This window comes from Neptunomonas sp. ABH4_499 (genome assembly GCF_056160565.1).
Window position 1 is genome coordinate 61,422 of the sequence record NZ_JBSWXK010000007.1, and the last position, 18,675, is coordinate 80,096.

15 protein-coding genes are annotated in these 18,675 nt (G+C 51.7%); 5 read left to right on the forward strand and 10 right to left on the reverse strand.

The window, feature by feature from the left end:
• Positions 1 to 30 precede the first annotated feature (30 nt).
• The 5 genes from gspF to ACXAF9_RS08960 form a co-directional block, all read right to left on the reverse strand.
• Complete coding sequence (gspF, locus tag ACXAF9_RS08940) at positions 31 to 1,239, reverse strand: type II secretion system inner membrane protein GspF (protein WP_475073079.1); 1,209 nt, start codon at positions 1,237 to 1,239, stop codon at positions 31 to 33.
• Positions 1,226 to 2,713, reverse strand: a complete 1,488-nt coding sequence (gene gspE, locus ACXAF9_RS08945) for a type II secretion system ATPase GspE (RefSeq protein WP_475073082.1) — start codon at positions 2,711 to 2,713, stop codon at positions 1,226 to 1,228. The genes gspF and gspE overlap by 14 nt, the downstream gene beginning before the upstream one ends.
• Entirely contained in the window at positions 2,713 to 4,767 is a 2,055-nt protein-coding gene (gene gspD, locus ACXAF9_RS08950; protein ID WP_475073084.1) for a type II secretion system secretin GspD, read from the reverse strand. The genes gspE and gspD overlap by 1 nt, the downstream gene beginning before the upstream one ends.
• Entirely contained in the window at positions 4,767 to 5,648 is an 882-nt protein-coding gene (gspC, locus tag ACXAF9_RS08955; RefSeq protein ID WP_475073086.1) for a type II secretion system protein GspC, read from the reverse strand. Before gspC ends, gspD begins: the two co-directional genes overlap by 1 nt.
• A gap of 174 nt (positions 5,649 to 5,822) precedes the next feature.
• Positions 5,823 to 6,338, reverse strand: coding sequence for a Spy/CpxP family protein refolding chaperone (locus ACXAF9_RS08960; protein ID WP_475073088.1), 516 nt, complete (start codon positions 6,336 to 6,338; stop codon positions 5,823 to 5,825).
• A 176-nt stretch (positions 6,339 to 6,514) separates the two neighbouring features.
• Here ACXAF9_RS08960 and ACXAF9_RS08965 point away from each other — a divergent pair, with 176 nt between their 5' ends.
• Both ACXAF9_RS08965 and ACXAF9_RS08970 read left to right on the forward strand, forming a co-directional pair.
• Positions 6,515 to 7,216 (forward strand): response regulator, encoded by a 702-nt coding sequence (locus ACXAF9_RS08965; protein ID WP_475073090.1) that lies wholly within the window; start codon positions 6,515 to 6,517, stop codon positions 7,214 to 7,216.
• Positions 7,213 to 8,646 carry an ATP-binding protein gene (locus tag ACXAF9_RS08970; RefSeq protein ID WP_475073092.1) on the forward strand — a complete coding sequence of 478 codons (1,434 nt, stop codon included), beginning with the start codon at positions 7,213 to 7,215 and terminating at the stop codon, positions 8,644 to 8,646. The genes ACXAF9_RS08965 and ACXAF9_RS08970 overlap by 4 nt, the downstream gene beginning before the upstream one ends.
• Here the strand turns inward: ACXAF9_RS08970 and ACXAF9_RS08975 are convergent, their stop codons facing one another.
• From ACXAF9_RS08975 to glnK (ACXAF9_RS08990), 4 genes are all read right to left on the reverse strand, one after another.
• A complete protein-coding gene (locus ACXAF9_RS08975) occupies positions 8,647 to 10,752 on the reverse strand; it encodes a putative bifunctional diguanylate cyclase/phosphodiesterase (RefSeq protein WP_475073095.1) in 2,106 nt (701 codons plus the stop codon).
• Between the two features lie 139 nt (positions 10,753 to 10,891).
• The gene (gene glnK / locus ACXAF9_RS08980) at positions 10,892 to 11,230 is read right to left on the reverse strand and encodes a P-II family nitrogen regulator (RefSeq protein WP_475073098.1); all 339 of its coding nucleotides are present in this window, start codon (positions 11,228 to 11,230) and stop codon (positions 10,892 to 10,894) included.
• Between the two features lie 175 nt (positions 11,231 to 11,405).
• Positions 11,406 to 12,659 (reverse strand): ammonium transporter, encoded by a 1,254-nt coding sequence (locus ACXAF9_RS08985; protein WP_475073101.1) that lies wholly within the window; start codon positions 12,657 to 12,659, stop codon positions 11,406 to 11,408.
• Positions 12,660 to 12,709: 50 nt separating this feature from the next.
• Positions 12,710 to 13,048: a P-II family nitrogen regulator gene (gene glnK, locus ACXAF9_RS08990; RefSeq protein ID WP_475073103.1), complete on the reverse strand. Its 339-nt coding sequence runs from the start codon at positions 13,046 to 13,048 to the stop codon at positions 12,710 to 12,712.
• Positions 13,049 to 13,366: 318 nt separating this feature from the next.
• Here glnK (ACXAF9_RS08990) and ACXAF9_RS08995 point away from each other — a divergent pair, with 318 nt between their 5' ends.
• From ACXAF9_RS08995 to ACXAF9_RS09005, 3 genes are all read left to right on the forward strand, one after another.
• On the forward strand, positions 13,367 to 13,645 hold the full coding sequence (locus tag ACXAF9_RS08995; protein WP_475073105.1) for an accessory factor UbiK family protein: 279 nt from the start codon (positions 13,367 to 13,369) through the stop codon (positions 13,643 to 13,645).
• A 64-nt stretch (positions 13,646 to 13,709) separates the two neighbouring features.
• On the forward strand, positions 13,710 to 15,263 hold the full coding sequence (locus ACXAF9_RS09000; protein ID WP_475073108.1) for a diguanylate cyclase domain-containing protein: 1,554 nt from the start codon (positions 13,710 to 13,712) through the stop codon (positions 15,261 to 15,263).
• Positions 15,264 to 15,352: 89 nt separating this feature from the next.
• A complete protein-coding gene (locus ACXAF9_RS09005; protein WP_475073111.1) occupies positions 15,353 to 16,873 on the forward strand; it encodes a YifB family Mg chelatase-like AAA ATPase in 1,521 nt (506 codons plus the stop codon).
• Here ACXAF9_RS09005 and ACXAF9_RS09010 read toward each other — a convergent pair.
• Positions 16,836 to 18,452, reverse strand: coding sequence for a putative bifunctional diguanylate cyclase/phosphodiesterase (locus ACXAF9_RS09010; protein WP_475073112.1), 1,617 nt, complete (start codon positions 18,450 to 18,452; stop codon positions 16,836 to 16,838). The two genes, ACXAF9_RS09005 and ACXAF9_RS09010, sit on opposite strands and share 38 nt — an antisense overlap.
• Positions 18,453 to 18,675: the final 223 nt, after the last annotated feature.

The following is an 18,675-nucleotide window of genomic DNA, read 5'->3' on the forward strand; positions in this document are numbered from 1 at the left end:
CTCATCGCGCGCATAAACATCGTATATTCGTTAGTAAGCGGTTAGGTTATTGAGCTGTAAAATGGGCAGTAAAATCGCTAATACGATCCCCAATACCAAGACGCCAAAAACGATGATCAGCAAGGGCTCTAAAAGCTTGGTGGCAATGCCGATCATCCCTGTTAATAAGTTTTCCTGTTGCCTTGCCGCATGATCGAGCGCATGGCCAAGCTCGCCACTGTGTTCGCCGTTGGCGATCATATAGACCGAAATGGGCGGGAACACGCCGCTGTCGTGCAGAGTTTTACTCAGTAACTGGCCTTCACGAACTTTGTCGGTGCTCTCGCTGACCGCTTGGCGAATCACACGGTTATTGAGCGTGTCCTGGCTGATGCTAAGTGCATCCATCAAGGGGGAGCCGCTGTTGATCATGATGCTGAGCGTATTAAGAAGCCGGGCCGTTTCAAGCTGGGTGATCAATTTTCCTAGTGCAGGAAGTCGAAGTAAAAAGGCATGGAACCGGGTACGAAACGTAGGACGCTTGATCAGTTGCTTCCAAATGAGAGCGGCCACAACCGCGCCCACCACGACCATCCAGCCTTGATGCACAATGAAATCAGAAATGCTGATCATGATGCGGGTCAGCAAAGGCAGTGTTTGGCCGCGTCCATCAAACTGCTCGACCACCTTCGGCACCACATAGGCCATCAATAAGGTGATTACGCTGATCGCCACGACGGTCAGCACAATGGGGTAGATCGCCGCTTGGGACACCGTATTTTTAAGCTGTTGATTGCGCTCGGTGTAATCGGCAAGACGCATCAGTACTTTGCCAAGATCCCCCGAATGTTCACCGGCCGATACCAAGGCGCTGTATACCGGTGGAAAAACCTTGGGGTGCTCTTTTAAGCTGTCCGCTAACGAGTGGCCTTCCAAAATCTTGCTTCGCACTGCTTGCAAGGTGCGTTTCAGTGTTCGGTTATTGGTTTGCTGAACACACACCTGAATCGCCTCTTCAAGCGGCGTACCGGCTTGGATCAGCGCGGCAAACTGCTGAGTAAAAAGCGATAGGTCGCGGGTCGAGACACGACCACCCGTGCGCTTGGTGTGTGAGTGACGCGCGCTGGTTTGCTGCACCGCAATCGGCGCCAGAGATTGATCCCTTAGTAGCTGCCGAGCGTGACGCTCGGAGTCGGCATCCACAAACCCTTTGCGTTTTTTCCCCTGTGGGGTAACGGCTTGATACTCAAACGACGGCATACTCGGTGGTTTCCTTAACCATGCGCAACACCTCGGATGGGGAGGTGACGCCTGTGAGTACTAAATCCCGCCCTTGATCCAACATGGTCACCAGTCGGCTTTGGGCGTAATCCGCCATTTTATGTTCGCCCGCTTTATCGTGAATCAAACGCGACAGCGGCGTATCGATCACCAGCAGCTCGTAAATCCCTTTTCGGCCGGTATAGCCGGTATGGTGGCACGCAGTGCAGCCACGCGGCTCAAACACGGTACGCCCCGTGACGGCGGTATCGCCTAAGGCCAGCGCATCATCTTCGGTCAGGGTATACGGGCTTTTGCATTCAGGGCACAAGGTACGCACCAAACGCTGTGCCAGCACCCCTTTTAAAGAGGAGGCGATCAAATAAGGTTCGACCCCGATGTCCATCAAGCGGGTGATGGCACCAATGGAGTCGTTGGTGTGTAGAGTCGATAACACTAAGTGGCCGGTTAAACTGGCTTGAACCGCGATTTGTGCGGTTTCTGGGTCACGAATTTCACCCACCATCACAACATCTGGGTCTTGACGCAAAATAGCTCTTAAACCTTTGGCAAAGGTCATCCCTGTTTTGGTGTTGACCGGTGTTTGGCCAACCCCTTCCAGAGCGTATTCGACTGGGTCTTCCACCGTTAAGATGTTGCGGCTTCGGTCGTTGATCATGGTAAGACCGGCGTACAAGGTAGTGGTCTTACCCGAGCCTGTCGGGCCTGTTACCAACAAAATACCGTTGGGTTGTGCTAACAAATCGCTGAACGTTTTTAAGGTGTGCGCCGGCATCCCAAGGTGTGTGAGATCCATTCGCGAGGCTTGCTTATCCAGCAAACGCATAACGACCCGCTCTCCATGGATTGAGGGCATGGTCGACACACGGACATCCAACGCTTTACCCGCCATTTTCAGCGACACACGGCCATCTTGCGGGATACGTCGTTCGGCAATGTCGAGCTTGGCCATGACCTTAATGCGGGAGATCAAGAGTGGCGATAATGCACGACTCGGTTGCAGAACCTCTTTTAGCACACCGTCCACACGCAAACGCACCGACATGGTTTTCTCGAACGTTTCGATGTGGATATCGGAGGCTTTTTGGCGAAGTGCTTCGGCAAAAAGGGCGTTGATCAGTCGAATCACTGGCGCATCGTCTTGCGCTTCGAGTAAGTCCTCGGACTCCGGGATGCTGGAGGCCAGCGCATCTAAGTCGATGACCTCGTTAATATCGGAGATCGCCTCAAGAGAGTTGTCCGCCGCCTGGTACGCCAAGCTGATTGCATCGTGTAGGGCTGCGGCATCCATCGAGGACCAGGTGACACGTCCACCAAACAAACGCTCGGCTTCCAGTAAACCATCCAGTGATGAGTCGCTGGAGTAGCTAACCGAAACCTGGCTCTCATCTTCTTGCACCAGCACCTGATGCTTGCGAGCGAAGCCGTAGCTGAACGAAGGCGCCTTGGCCATTAAAGATCACCGTCTAAACGATTGAACAGATCTTCGGTGCGTTGCTCTTGGCGGCTGGCTTTGCTCGGTTGCACGGGCGCTTGCTCCTGCTCTGGAACCAATGGCGCATCGGTTTGGCTTGGTGGTGCGCTTTGCGACGCTTCCCACTTAGGCAGAACCGGTTTGGCATCGGAGGGGAACAACGGCGAAGACTGCTCTTTTAACAGCTGTCGTGCGTGAATGTAGTTGTACTTCTCGCGGCTAAGGCCTGTGGCAACGGTTTGATCGCGAATGATGGTTGGTCGGATAAACACCATTAAGGTACGCTTCTCGCGGGAGCTGCTGTCAGTACGAAACGCTCGACCAAGCACCGGTACATCGCCCAATACTGGGACTTTGTAGGCCGAATCCTGAACGTCTTCGTTGATCAATCCACCCAGCACCAGTGTTGCGCCGTCATCCACCAATACGGTTGTGGAGATCACGCGCTTGTTGGTAATGATGTCGGAAGCTTGAAGGCCGGACAGGGAGCTGACCTCTTGCTCTAGGGTGAGGCGAATTGCATCGCCTTCGTTGATTTGCGGAGTCACCTTGAGCATCACACCAATGTCTTTACGCTCAATGGTCTGAAACGGGTTGCTGTTATCTGAGCTTGCCGTCGAACCTGTGATGACCGGAACCTCTTGACCCACCTGAATATACGCCTCTTCGTTATCCATGGTCACAAGGCTTGGTGTGGATAACACATTGGAGTCGGTGTCTTGTTGAAGTGCGTTAATAAAAGCACCAAAACTGAAACCGCTGCTGGAAAACTTACCCAAGCCTAGTGATAAACCATTACCCACAAGTGAGCTGTCGACCTCATCCGATACGGCGGAGGAGAGCAAATTAACAATGCCGGTTGAGCTGTCGGTGGAGTAATTTACCCCGCCAATCGGGGTGGTTGAGTTCTCGCTTTTATCAAAGAACAACCACTGAACGCCCAGCTCTCGCGAGGCGTCTTCGGATACTTCGGCAATGACGGCTTCAACCAGGACTTGTGCACGGCGAATGTCGAGCTTTTCGATCACATCTTCCAGCGTTTTAATGATGTGCGGCGAGCCCGACATCACCACCGTGTTGGTTTGTTCGTGAGAGTCGATGTGCAGTGTGCTTTGGCTGGTGGCCGCACCACCGGCTTGTTGCTGGGTGGTTTCCTCTTTGATGATGGTGTCGCTGATGCCTTGTAGCACCGGAACCAGATCAGCGGCTTTCGCGTACTTGAGGTACACCACGCGGGTGTTGGAGTTGGTTTCGACTTCGCCATCCAGATCACGGACGATGCGGCGGATTTTACCGCGGGTTGTAGCATCTGCACGGACGATCAAGGTGTTGGTGCGCTTATCCGATGAGATCATCGGCGACGGCCCGCTCTTGTCTTTTTGCGTCTCGTTCAAAAGCGCCGATAAGATCCGCTCCATCTCGCTTGCGGAGGCGTTCACCAATGGGATCATCTCCAACGATTGAGAGTCGGATTGATCCACTTGGCCGATGATCTGAGCAATACGGCGCACGTTAGAAGCGCGATCGGTCACCAAGATCACGTTAGATGTATCGTACGCGGCAATGATGCCTAAGCGGTTATCAATCAGCGGTCGCAATGTGGCGGCTAACTGATTAGCGTTGACGTTTTTCACCTCGACCACGCGGGTGATGATCTCTTCGCTGGCGCGATTCGGGATCTCAGTAGACACTTCTGAGCCTTCAAGCTTCGCGCCTTGCGCTGGAATCACTTTCAGGATGTTGCTGCCGGCATCCACCACCGAGTAGCCGTTGATACCCAATTGTACCAAAAAGACTTCGTACAGCTCATCTTCGGTTAACGGTGTCGGGCTCTGGATGTCGATTTTGCCGCGCACCTTGTCATCGGTGATGATGGTTTTGTTGGTCATCTTCGAGATGGTGTGGATAAACTCACGAATATCGACACCGCGCATGTCCAACGTAAACTCTTCTGCGCGAAGCTCCAGTGGTGCCAATACCAAGCATAAGCTCAGTGATGAGGTCAGCAGGGCTTTGGTAATCAGGTTTTTCATTACAGGGTTATATCCATATTGATCGGCTGACCGTTGCGCTCAACCGTCAGTGAAAGAGAGTTGGCCGACTGCAGTATTTGATACAGCGAAGGCAGGTCGAGGCTGCTGATCGGAGTGTTATCCACATGGGTGATCAGATCGCCATTGCGAATCCCCGTGATGGCCATTAAGCGTTTATCCGGGCCAGGCGTAATCCGATAGCCTTTGAGGGCCCCTTGTTCATTCTGCGGACTGAGCATCATGTATTTGCTCAGCGACAGTGGGTTGTTCATCAGTGTGTTTTTAGGATCATTCCCAATGAGGCGGGTAATCCGGCTCGATGACAGGCTGATGTTAATGGCCTCTTCACTGGCAGAAGGCGAGCTTGCACGGGCAACGCTGCTGCGCTGCTCGGTCGCTTTGGGTAACAGCAGTTTTTCTGGGACGCCATTATTGTAAATGATGACGTGATCTTGCTCGACCGAAGCCAGCGACACATCGCGACCTCCCTCTTTACCGAGGGGCTCACCGATGCGATAAGCACCTTCTTTACCTTCAAAGCTGATAACCGCGACACTGGGCTCGCCATAAATGAGGCCAAGTAGTTGGATGTTTAAGCGAGTTTGTCGAATGTCCTGCTCATTGATCACAGGTTTGGCGACGGCCGTGCTTTGCACATTGGCTTTACCAAAGAGCGGATTCGCTTTTAAGGTGTTGATCGCTTGTTGAAGGGGGGCGTTTTCGGCGGAGGTAGCCGCGTGGGAAACCCCTGTCGTTTGTGTCGTCAGCGGTGCCGTTGGGGATGATAACTCAATGATCGCCCATGCCAGATGCGCGAACCCTACCGCAATTAGGGTCGACAACAGGAAAAACAACGCTGAACTAATCCGTTTGGCTGGCATGAAAGTACTGAAATCCGTTTATAAACATCCGGTATGATAAGGCAGACGGGCGATTCTTGCTAATTCTTATGACAAGTATGTGACAGCGGCGAATTTTCTCAGCTAACACCCTGAATGTAAAAGCCCCCGCACAGGGCGAGGGCTTGGCTGGTGGAACCTAACAGAGGGCTTAGCTTAGCTTTGCTTTTCTGGGCGAGGTGGACGCTCGTCACCTTTACTGTGGCGCTCTTTCTCGGTTTCCCACTTCTCAAGCTGTTCTGGCGTGAGTATAGCTGCCACTTTTTGACGCAGCTCGGCACCCTCATCAATGCGTTCTACCGCCAGTCGAGCGGCGGTTTTCTTCGCCTCTTCCAGTTGCTCCGCGAAGCCATCCGCTTTCGGGTCTAAGTGGCGAAGTGCTTCGTGCAGATCACGTGATTTCTCTTTAAGCGCATCGCGCTGCTTAGATTGCGTTTCGAAAACGGCTTTCAACGACGATTGTTGCTCTTCTGTCAGTTCAAGGCGCTTAGTCATGCGCTTTAATATGCGCTCGCCTGACTGGCCGTCACGCATGCCGTGTTCTTTTTTACCGTGTGATTGACGGTTGTGTTTGCCATCGCATGAATCACGGTGTTTACCACCATCGGCATACGCCATTGTGCCCAGAACCAGTGTTGGAATTGCAATCAGAGTCAGTAGTGTCTTTTTCATGACGATCTCCTTTGTAAGTGATGGAACCATTGTGGTCGAACACACTGCTAAGTTGGTAAATCAAGATGTAAAGTTTGGTTAATGCCTGTAAACCCAACACTTTTCCCTTTGTCTGTAGGTACAATGGCATCAACGAAGCGCACTGATGGCGCACAACTCTTTAAGGAGCCCTTGTTATGGAAGAGCACAACATTCTTTTTGTGGACGATGATCAAGAGCTGACCGAACTGCTGTCGGATTATTTAGAAGCCGAAGGGTTGCAGGTGTCGATCGCCAACAGCGCTGAAGACGCATTGACCTTTTTTAAATCGAAAACCCCTGTAGATTTGGCAGTGTTCGATATCATGATGCCGGGCATGTCCGGCCTAGAGTTATTACAACAGCTAAGGCCCTCCCTTGAGGTGCCGGTGATTATGCTGACCGGTAAAGGGGGTGATATTGATCGCATTCTTGGGTTGGAGATGGGCGCGGATGATTACCTATCCAAGCCTTGTAATCCGCGTGAACTGCTGGCTCGGATTCGAGCGGTATTGCGCCGCTCCCGTCAGGTCGAGAAAAACGTATCTCAAGAAACTCTAAAATACAGTGGTATTGAGTTAGACCCGGCTCGTCGATTAGTGACCTTTGGGGCGCAAACGCTTGAGCTGACCAGTGCCGAATTTAACGTGTTGCACCAGTTTTTGATGCACCCAGGCGAAATTTTAAGCCGTAATTATTTGACCGAACGCGTCTTGCATCGGGAGTTAACCCCTTACGACCGTGCGATTGATGTCCATGTTAGTCGTGTGCGCCAGAAAATAGGCAGTGTGCTCACCGACCAAGAGTTCATCAAAACCGTACGCGGAGAGGGCTATCTGCTGGTCAAGGAGGCTGCGTGATCCCATTTTTGCGATCCATTCGCTTCAATCGCCTCTTTTGGAAAATTTTCCTCGCGTTTTGGGTAACCAGCCTTGCGGTGATCATTCTTACCGCGATGATGATTGGGGAGTTGGCCGAACGGGATAACTCGCGCCGGTTTAATCAGTTTCGGGCAACCGAACAGGCGCAATCGATCATTGATCATTTAGAGGAAAGCCAAAGCTTTCGTGAGCGTGCCCCTGTAACAGCGGTACCAATTGAGTTGCTAAAGCGTTTGCCTGCGCCGCCGTCGTTTGATTCGCCAAACGATGGGAAAGAGCACAAACGCGATCGAGATCGGGATGAGCACTCCCGCGAGGGCAAAGGCCCCAGTGTGATCCCGCTATTGATCTACCGGAATGACAATGGGAATCTCTTATTCGGTCGAGAAAGCCGACGAGAGTTTGCGAATGGGGTTGAGTTTACGCTTACAGGGAAAAGCGGCGCAGAGTATCGGGTCATTACCCCGGCAGATCGCGTTAATGGTGCGTTAGTGCGTTTGCAGCGTTTTCTGTTTTCGTTTCAAGCCACGTTGATTTTGATCGGTTCTGTTCTGGTCAGCTTGTTACTGACTTGGATTGTGGTAAGGCCGGTGAATCGTCTAAAAGACTATGTGCATCAGCTGCACAAAGGGGAGCACTCTGTGCAGGTGGAGCCTCGGCTGTTAAAACGAGGGGATGAAATCGGCGAGCTAGCGCGCGAATTTAACATCATGGCGCGCTATGTAGAGCGAACCTTACACGGCCAACAGCGCCTGTTTGAAGATGTCTCTCACGAGTTACGTGCACCTTTGGCCCGCTTGCAGGCGGCCACTGGCCTCGCGGAGCAGAAACTCGGGGATGACAACAAGATCGCGGCCCGGATGAATCTGGAGTGCGAGCGTTTAAGCCGATTGATCGATGAGATGCTCTCTTTGGCACGACTGGATCACCTAGAGGCCAGCGAGGGTGACTATTCAGTGCTGGATACGGTTGATCAGGAGGTCGAGGATATGTCCTTTACCCAGCCAGCTCGCACCGTAACCCAACACGGCCGAGAGGAGGTCCGCTTACCGGGGGCGGGTAATCGTGAGTTGTTTGCCAGAGCGCTCAGCAATGTCTTTGGTAACATCTTAAAACACACCCCTGAAAACACACAGGTGGATGTGGTGTACTCGATGATCGGACAGGGCCGCTTGCGCATCGTTATTACCGATCATGGCACTGGTGTTGATGAGGCGGCGTTAACCTCTTTGTTTGAGCCGTTTTATCGACAGAACCAACAGGCGAAAGGCTACGGTTTGGGGCTCAGCATTGCCAAGCGCGCCTTAGAGCGCCTGGGTGGGCGTATTCGGGCGTTTAACTCGAAAGAAGCGGGCTTAAGTGTGGAGTTTGAATTACCACTTCGTGCACGAGCAAAAGGCCGCAGCTAGTCAGCCGGCCTTCGCTGCGTCGTCTTGTGCGAAAACCCCTTTGTTGTGCTTGAGGGCTTTCATAAGAGCGCTCAATGCCAAAGGCGGGGCGTACAGATAGCCTTGGCCCAGCAGGCAGCCGCGACTTAAATAGAATCGGCGCTGCTCTTCGGTTTCGATCCCCTCGGCGATGGGCGTCATGTTCAAGTGGCGCACCATCGAGATCATGGTCTCTGTGATGGCGTGCGAAGCTTCGTCCTTCATCAGATGTTGCGTAAACCCACGGCTGATTTTAATGCTGGATAACGGCTTACGTTTAAGGTGAATCAGCGAAGAAAACCCGATGCCAAAATCATCGATGCTAAGGCCAATGCCCAGTTGCTTTAAGGCGTTTAACAAGGTTTGAATCGGTTGGTCTTCTTCCAGAACCGAGGCTTCCGAAAGCTCCAGCGTGATCCACTCTGGACGGCACTGGGTGTCCATCAAAGCGCCTTGAATGTGTTCAAACAGCTGAGGGTGGTGCAGTTGTTTAGGGGAGATGTTAACGGAGACGTGAATGTCTAAACCCAGTGTTCGCAGCTGGCAGGCTGTGATACAGGCTTGCTGAATCACCCATTCCCCTAAAGGTACGATGATGCCTGTGGTTTCTGCATTATCAATGAATTCGGACGGAGGAATATGCCCCTCGGTTGGGTGGCGCCAACGGCACAAGGCCTCCACGCTTCGAATACGACCATTTTCCATATCCACAACCGGCTGATAGTACAGCTCTAATTGCTGGCGGCTGAGCGCATGGCGTAGATCTTGCTCCAGCGTCATGGCGCGTTTAATTGCCAAGTCCATCGTCGGCAAATAATGGGAAAAGGTGTTGCGTCCCATCCGTTTAGCGGCGTACATCGCAAGGTCGGCATGCTTTAAGATGGCGCTGGAGTCTTTACCGTCGCTGTTGATCATCGCATAGCCGATACTGACGGTGATGGTGATCTCGTGCTGATCGATGTGGATCGGTTGGGCAATGGTATCAATGATGGTTTGTGCAAGCGCTTCTACTGTGTCCTCAGAGGTGTCTTTCAGCAGGATGGTAAACTCATCACCTCCCAGCCGATAAACGCTCCCTGAGCTTGGCATGCAGCTTAATAGGCGTTTGGCGAAGCAGGTGAGTAGGTCATCCCCCACATCGTGCCCTAAGGTATCGTTTACTTGCTTGAAATGGTCCATGTCCAGCAGCAATACCGCACTGTTACAGCGGTCGCTTAGGTGAACCAAATTATCCAGCGTCTCTCGAAAGTGACGGCGATTGCCAAGGCCCGTTAAAGGGTCAAAGTACGCCAGTTGCAGCATGTGCTGCTCCTGCTCTTTAAACGAGCTGATGTCTTCGCTGACCATCACTATGCTGGCTAAGGAGCCTGTCTCATCCAAAATAGGGGAGAGCGATTGATAGCTCCAGTATTTGGTGTTGTCTTTACGGTGGATTTGCAGGGCGCCGCGCCATGTTTCCCCAGCCAACAGAGAACGCCAAAGCGCATCGCTCAGGTTTGGGTCATCCGCGTCTGGCATCAGTGTGCTTAAGTGCCGCCCCATCAAGTCATCTAACGCGTAGCCGCTGACTGAACAAAAATGTGGGTTGCAGTACTCGATGACACCGAGTGAATCGACGAGTAGCACGGCGCTGCCGCTATTTTTAACCGCCAAAGACAGCTTTTTAAGCTCGTTTTGCGGTGAGCTTGCCTCCGGCATTACTTCGGTCATGACGATCAAAGCTGCAATGTTGCGACCATGATGACTGACAGGGGAGACGGACAAAGTAGCGGTTAAGGTGGAGCCATCTAACCGATTTAGCTCGCGTTTAATGTGGTAACTTTTGATGTGGCCACGAAACAGAGAACGAATTCGTTGAATGGTGCCATCTAAATGTTCTTTTGCGCAGATGCCAGCTAACGAAGCCCCAATAACGGAGTTCAGATCACTTCGTAGAATTCGACAAAAATGGGCATTAGCAATCACACAATGGCCGCTCATATCCAAACACGCAACACCAATGTGGGCGTTTTCGAACGGCGCAAAAATGGTCTCGATGTGATCCCTCTCAAGATCAGACAGTACTGTCCCTAGCGTGTCATGGCTCATTGTTTTGCTTTTGTGTCTCTTGTTGATGACATCTTTTTAGGTGGGGCGAAAAAAAAGTACCCTTGGGTACTTTTTGATCAGTTCTATAGTTATAGAAAGCAAAACAAAGGGTGTCAATAAAACACCCTAAAAAAAGTGATTACAGAGCGTCGGTGCCGGTCTCGCCAGTACGGATACGGATCACTTGCTCAAGTGAGGTTACAAAAATCTTACCGTCACCAATTTTGCCAGTGTTGGCGGTCTTGGTGATCGCTTCGATGGCTTGGTCGACCATGTTGTCGTCCAGTGCAACCTCGATTTTGACTTTCGGTAGGAAGTCGACAACGTATTCGGCACCGCGGTAAAGCTCAGTGTGGCCTTTCTGACGACCAAAGCCTTTTACCTCAGTCACCGTCACACCCTGGATACCAATATCGGACAGTGCTTCACGGACATCATCCAGTTTGAACGGCTTAATAATGGCGCTGACCAGTTTCATAATCGTCTCCTTATTGCGTCGATGAAGCTAATCGACTGTCAACAAATGCAATGGGTTTTAAAATCAGTATACCTAGATTACGGCAAATGTCATAAACAGGTTTGTTTTTATAGGACTTATTCTTGCCTTGCACGAAAAAAGCGCCCGAAGGCGCTTCTCGTAAGATTCAGATCGCTTATTTAGCCGATTTGAATTCTGGGTACGCTTCCATGCCACACTCGGACAGGTCGACACCTTCGTACTCTTCTTCTTCAGAGACACGAACACCCATTACCGCTTTGATCACGAACCAAGCGACTAGGCTTGTTGCGAAGACCCATACGAAGATGGTCAGTGCGCCGATGATCTGGCCAGAGAAAGAAGAGCCGTCGTTGGTTACCGGTACCAGTAACAGACCCAGCAGACCTACAACACCGTGAACAGAGATCGCACCTACAGGATCGTCAATGCGCATTTTGTCCAGAGTCAGGATGCTGAAGACAACCAGAACGCCACCGATCGCACCGAAGATGGTCGCTTGCAGCGCTGTTGGCGTTGAAGGTTCAGCGGTGATTGCTACAAGACCTGCCAGTGCGCCGTTCAGGGCCATGGTCAGATCCGCTTTACCGAACAGTAGGCGAGCGACGATCAGGGCTGCAACTGCACCGCCTGCCGCTGCTGCATTTGTGTTCATGAACACAACCGCTACCGCATTAGAGTTTTCAACATCAGAGGTCGCCAGAACCGAACCACCGTTGAAGCCGAACCAGCCCAACCACAGGATGAACGTACCCAGTGTTGCCAGTGGCAGGTTTGAACCAGGGATCGCGTTGATAGAACCGTCTTTACCGTACTTGCCTTTACGTGGGCCAAGTACCAAGACACCTGCGATTGCAGCGGCAGCACCTGCCATGTGTACGATGCCGGAACCTGCGAAGTCAGAGAAGCCCAGATCGCCCAGTGTGTACATACCAAAGACCGCGTTGTCGCCCCAAGTCCATGAACCTTCCATTGGGTAGATGAAACCTGTCATTACCACAGCGAAAGCCAGGAATGCCCACAGCTTCATACGCTCTGCAACGGCGCCTGAGACGATCGACATAGCGGTCGCAACGAAGACAACTTGGAAGAAGAAATCAGCAGATGGCGCGTACGTCGCTGGCTCATCACCGCTGAAACCGTCACCTGTGATACCAGATAGGAAGTAGTCGCCGCCGTACATGATGGCGTAACCGCAGACCATGTACATGATGCACGCGATGGCGTACAGCGCGATGTTCTTAGTCAGAATTTCAGTGGTGTTTTTAGCACGTACAAGACCGGCTTCCAGCATGGCAAAGCCTGCTGCCATCCACATAACTAACGCACCGCATACTAAGAAGTAGAAAGTATCCAGTGCATACTTCAGCTGGGTTACATCACCCGCTGTGGTGTTTAAGAGTTCTTCCATCTCGTCCGCCCTCCGTCAGGCTCGATATCTATTCTTAAAATAATCGTTCTTTACAGTGCGTCGTTGCCGGTCTCGCCGGTACGGATTCGCACAACTTGTTCCAGAGGCATTACAAAGATCTTGCCGTCACCGATTTTTCCGGTTTGAGCGGCTTGGCTGATGGCATCAACCACTTGATCTGCAATGTCGTCTGCAACGGCTGCGTCGATGCGCACTTTTGGTAGGAAGTCCACAACGTACTCAGCGCCGCGGTACAGTTCAGTGTGACCTTTCTGACGACCGAAGCCTTTTACCTCAGTTACAGTGATACCTTGAACACCGATCTCTGAAAGCGCTTCACGCACATCATCCAATTTGAATGGCTTGATAATTGCCGAAATGAGTTTCATGGGGCTTCTCCCTTCTATAAACTGTTTTCAAACATCACCGTCCGTTTCTGTCCGGTGACTCGAAACGGTTGAACACTTCATTGCAAACGGCGTACCTAAAATGGAAAAAGCTTATTTTTCATATATTTATAAAGGTGTCGCTATTTGGGTGCATGTTTTTGGGTCGTTTTTCGGGGCTTTACAGTGCTCAATTGTGGGACGTGCACTGAAATTGGGCGTCGTTTTGGTGCGACATGAGTTATGCGTTAAAAACGGGCGTGATCGCCGCAAAACGGGTTGGCTAGGCGCTTCATTTAGTTAAAGAAAACAGAGGTACACATGAGCGATAAAATCTTTGAAGGCATTTCGGCACAGATTAATAATGTCATGAACACGTTCAATAATGGTGCAGACTTGCCTGGCCAAGCTCAGTTTCGTGCGGCGTTGCAATCCGTGCTTGGCAAAATGGATTTAGTCACACGTGAAGAGTTTGATGCGCAAGCCGCTGTCTTGGCTCGCACACGCGAAAAAGTTGAAGCTTTGGAAAAAGTGGTTCAGTCTCTGGTAGAGCAGGCCGATCAATCAAAAGAACACGAAGAAGAATCCCCAAAGGCATAAGGTACTCCCTGCCACCGATCGGTTAAGAGCAGGCGGTGCCTCTCGACGGAGAACCGGTAGTTTTATGGCACAGTACTTTGCTTGGCTCACACGCAGCGGACAGTACGTTCGTGTATCCCAAGAATACGCGGATCTGCTGAATCGATCCGTTGATCAGATAGAAGGCACCTATTTTGGTGCCTTGCACCCACATCAAGACGATGCCTTTCAAGCGGCAGTAGCCCGATTAGCCAAAGAGCCTTCATTACAGTGGATGCTAAAAGGCAGCTCGGATTGGCCATGTCACTTACTGGCGGTGCCGGATTCGGATCTGTGTCTGCTGACCTTAGATGACCTGCCATCCGTGCCTGATCTCTTGATGGCCGACTCGGACGAAGACCCGGTACCGCGGTTAAAATCGGTATTGAACCGGCGCCTTGCTAAAGCTAAATCCAAGCAGGAACACCTTGCTTTGATAAAGATTTCGTTGGATCGCTTTGATTGGCTCAGTGAAACCCTAGGTGAGCAGGCGGCTGAAGCCCTTGTGGCTGATGTTGGCGAGCGACTGACCTCAGCTTTGCGTCGTCACGATACCCTCTTTCGTATACGCGAAGATCGCTTCTTGATTTTGGTGGAGTCCATTGACCAAGAGGAAGAGGTGCTTAAGATCGCGCATCGCCTAAATGATCTCCTCAGTTTTGGGGTTCGAGTGGATCGCCGCGAGGTGCATCTAAACATCGCGATGGGGGTTGCACTTGCACCCAGCCAGGCGAACGATGCCGCTGAGTTGATCGGTGCTGCCAGTCAAGCATTGAAAGCCGCTCAGCGAAACACCTCGGATCGTGTGCGTTTATACGACCCTACCCGACAGCGAAAAGCCTTGAATCTAGAAGCACTCACCCATATTGTTGCGCCAGATTATAACGACTTAAGCCTCTCCTTCAGACCCATCTATGGGGTGACAAGCCACCGTATAGAGGCGGCGCATTTAGTCCCGGTATTTAAAGGTGTGGCCTGTGAAGCTGGTGATGAGCACACTCTGATCCATTTTTTTGATCACGAAGGCGGGTGGCAAATGTATCTGGGCTGGTTATTAAATGCACTAGAGCTGCCGCTTTCTAAGCTCAGTGAACAAAAATCGTTTCAAGGCTTGGTGATCCGCATTGATCCTCAAGTGCTGGAGCTGCCAGGGTTTATTGATTTTCTCTCTGACACTTGTCGTATCAAAGATGAGTACAAGCCTTACCTCATGTGGGAGGTGGATGCGATTGAAACCCGCGATCACGAAGGGGCGCTGTTTGATCTTGAAGCGCTTGGCTATCGCGTGGTTGTCAGTGGATTGGGCGAGTACAGCCCACCGCTACAGCAGTTAAAAGAGTTGGAGCCACATTGGTTAAAACTGGATCAGGCATGGGTGCAATCCGCATCGGCGGATTCTCAAAAGCGTCGAACGCTTGAGCAGCTGGCCGATATGGCGGCGGACTTAGAGATCCCTATGGTCGCGGATGGCGTTCGTACCGGCGGGATTCGTCTGCAACTATCGCAGCAGGGCGTAAAATACATGCAAGGCGATTATTTTGGAGGTCTGCTGAGCTTAGAGATGCTCAACGAGCAATTGATTCTTGAGAGCATTATCTAAACTTCAATGAGTTATCTGGTGTTCAGCCAAGCGGTTGTACACTAGCACTCCTCTTCAAATTCCATCAGATACCAAGGAAGGTTCTCTGAATGCTATCGGTGATCAATACCCGTGCTCAATTGGGCGTGGCAGCCCCATCTGTAACCGTCGAAATCCATCTGTCAGCGGGTTTACCTGCGCTTAACCTTGTCGGCCTTCCTGAGGCGGCGGTTCGCGAAAGCCGCGAGCGTGTCAGAAGCGCTATTTTAAATGCGGGCTATGAGTTTCCTCAGCGTCGAATCACCATCAATCTAGCTCCTGCAGATTTGCCCAAAGAGGGTGGGCGCTACGATTTAGCGATTGCTGTGGGTATCTTGGTGGCTTCGGGTCAACTGCCCGATGAGAACTTAAACAAGGTGGAATTGCTGGGTGAGTTGGCGCTTTCGGGGGAGCTTCGACCGATTACCGGTGTGCTGCCGGCGGCTTTGGCGTGCAAAAAATCCGGCCGAGCGCTGCTGATCCCTTCTGGTAACCGAGAAGAAGCAGGTCTCGTTCAAGGTTTGAAAGTCCGACTGGCTGGGCACCTACTTGATGTCTGTGCCGCGTTAAAAGGTGAGCAAAAGCTCGAAGCGATTGAAGCAGAGCCTTTGGAAGCCATCCCTGAGATGCTGGAGAAGGACTTAGCCGATGTGAAAGGCCAAGTGCAGGCCAAGCGCGCACTGGAGATTGCCGCTGCAGGCGGCCATAACCTGCTGATGAGCGGGGTGCCTGGTAGTGGTAAAAGTATGCTGGCTGCAAGATTACCTGGGTTGCTGCCGCCGCTTAATGATGAAGAACGTTTAGAAACAGCAGCGATCTATTCCGTTGCCGGATTAGCGGTTCAATCCATTTGCAAAGGGGTAAGGCCCTTTCGCGCGCCGCACCATACCGCATCGGCCGCCGCTTTGGTGGGTGGCGGAAGCCATCCTCGGCCTGGGGAGATCTCACTTGCCCATCAAGGCGTATTGTTTTTGGATGAGATGCCCGAGTTTTCACGCAAGGTGCTAGAGGTCATGCGTGAGCCGCTGGAAACGGGGCAAATACTGATCTCCCGAGCCTCTCGGCAGACGGATTACCCCGCACGATTCCAATTGATTGGTGCGATGAACCCATGCCCATGTGGCTACGCAGGTGACCCTTCTGGTAAATGCCGTTGCACACCCGATCAGATTCGGCGTTATCAAGACAAGCTGTCTGGCCCTTTGTTGGATCGGATCGATCTGTTTATACACGTGGCGGCGTTACCGGCTGAAACTTTGCTCAAACTGGATAACCACACGCCCGAGAGCAGTAAGACGGTCGCAGAGCGCGTCTCTAGGGCGCTTGTGAAACAGTATGAGCGTCAAGGGTGTCGAAACAGTGCGCTGGATGCAAAGCACTTGGATGATATTTGCGATATCGACGATCAAACACGGGGCTTGTTGGCCGGTGCGGCCAGTCGGTTTGGTTTATCGGCGCGTGCGTGTCACCGTGTGCTGAAAGTCGCGCGAACACTTGCCGATTTGAATGATCATCAGCGCGTGGAATCTCAAGATGTGATGGAAGCCCTTGGGTTTAGAGAAGGGCTGACACGGGCGAGTCAAGTAAACTGATAATGCGCGGCAAGCTCACCGGGGGGCTGTAGTAGAAGCCTTGGGCTTGATCGCAACCGTTTTCGATTAAGAAATCCCGTTGCTCTTGGGTTTCGACCCCTTCGGCAATCACCGCCATATTGAGGTTGTGCGCTAGGTGGATGACCGCTTTTACAATTTCACAAGCATCACTGTTACCCGGAAGGTCTGTAATGAAGGATCGGTCAATTTTAAGGGTGTTAACGGGGAGTTTTTTCAGCAGTGAAAACGAGGAGTAGCCGGTCCCAAAGTCGTCCAACGAGAACGCAATCCCTGTTTGACTCAGCGCATCGATGCTGTGTTTAACGTGCTCGTCGTTGCTGAACAGTGAGGATTCGGTCAGTTCGAACTCGATTTGCGCGGTATCGATCTGATCCCGAGTGAGAATACGCTGAATCGTTTTCGCTAAATAGTCGTTTTGAAATTGGCGAAACGAGAGGTTTACCCCCACTTTGCCAAGGCTCAACCCTTCAGCGTTCAGGGTATGAATGTCCCGGCCAACTTGCTGAAGCGCCCAGAATCCCATCGGGACGATTAAACCTGTGCGTTCTGAAAGAGGAATAAAATCATCCGGCATGATGAGGCCATGCTCTGGATGATTCCAGCGCATCAGAGCTTCAACACCGACGATGTCGCCCGTTTTTAGGCAAATTCGTGGTTGGTAGTGCAGCGCAAGCTGATCAAACTTCAATGCAGACCAGAGGTCGGATTCCTGAAGGTTATCCAGAATAGGGTTAGGACGAAGCGTAGGCGCATAAACAGAGTAGGTGCAACCGTGTTGGCCTTTGGCTTTTTGTCGTGCTTGATTAACTTGGTTTAATAGCTCGTCGGGGTTGCGGGTAAAGTGCGGAGCGACCGCAACGCCGATACTGGTGCTTAAGATATGGTCCTCGCCGTTCACATGAAACGGCGTATTGAGCGATCGCGTCATCCCTGTGATCAACTTGTGCAACTCCGTTTTCATTGACTCGGAGTTTGGCTGCACAACGATGATGGCAAATTCGTCGGCGTTGAGTCGATAAACAGGGTGATCCAACACATTCATCATGATTCGATGGCAGGTAAGGCGAATCACCTGATCCCCAAGGGTTGAACCTAATCGCTGATTGAAATGGCGAAAGTGATCGACATCCACGCTGACTAGGGCTAAAACGCCGCCACGGCGCTGGATATCGCCCAGCTTTTCATTGAGATCTCGCTGAAATGCAATGCGATTAAAGCAGCGGGTCAGAGGGTCGGCGTCGCGCAAGAACTGAATTTCTTGGTTCTTGTGCTGCATCTGAAGCAACATACGAAGGCAGCGAATAAACCCTTCTTGGTTGGCGCCTTCAAGCGAGAAAAAGTCAGAAAACCCTGCTTCTAACAGCGGCAAGCCTTGAAGTAATGCGATTTGATGCCACAGTAAGATGGTTGGGTAGGGTTGATCCAAAAAGACACGATAGGCATCGGTGTCAGGCATCAATGCGTGCTCTGGTGAGTCTAAAATCGCAAACAGATCGATGGATTCATCGCTCAGCTTGGTTAAAGCGTCGGTCTCGGAGTCGGCAAATTGAATCGACAAGTGAGGATGCTTGGCGTAAGCGCTTAACAAATATCGTGACTCGGCTGAAGCACAGTACACCAGTAGTTTTATCGGATACGATAAAGAGTAACGCATGAAAAAAAGAGGCCTTGTTTAACTGTCGGTTAGGACGCCGAAATGCCAAATCGTATATACTTGTCGGACTGCCAATCTAACCACTCTACTCACGAACAGTGGTGTCGTCAAACTTGTGTTTTAACTG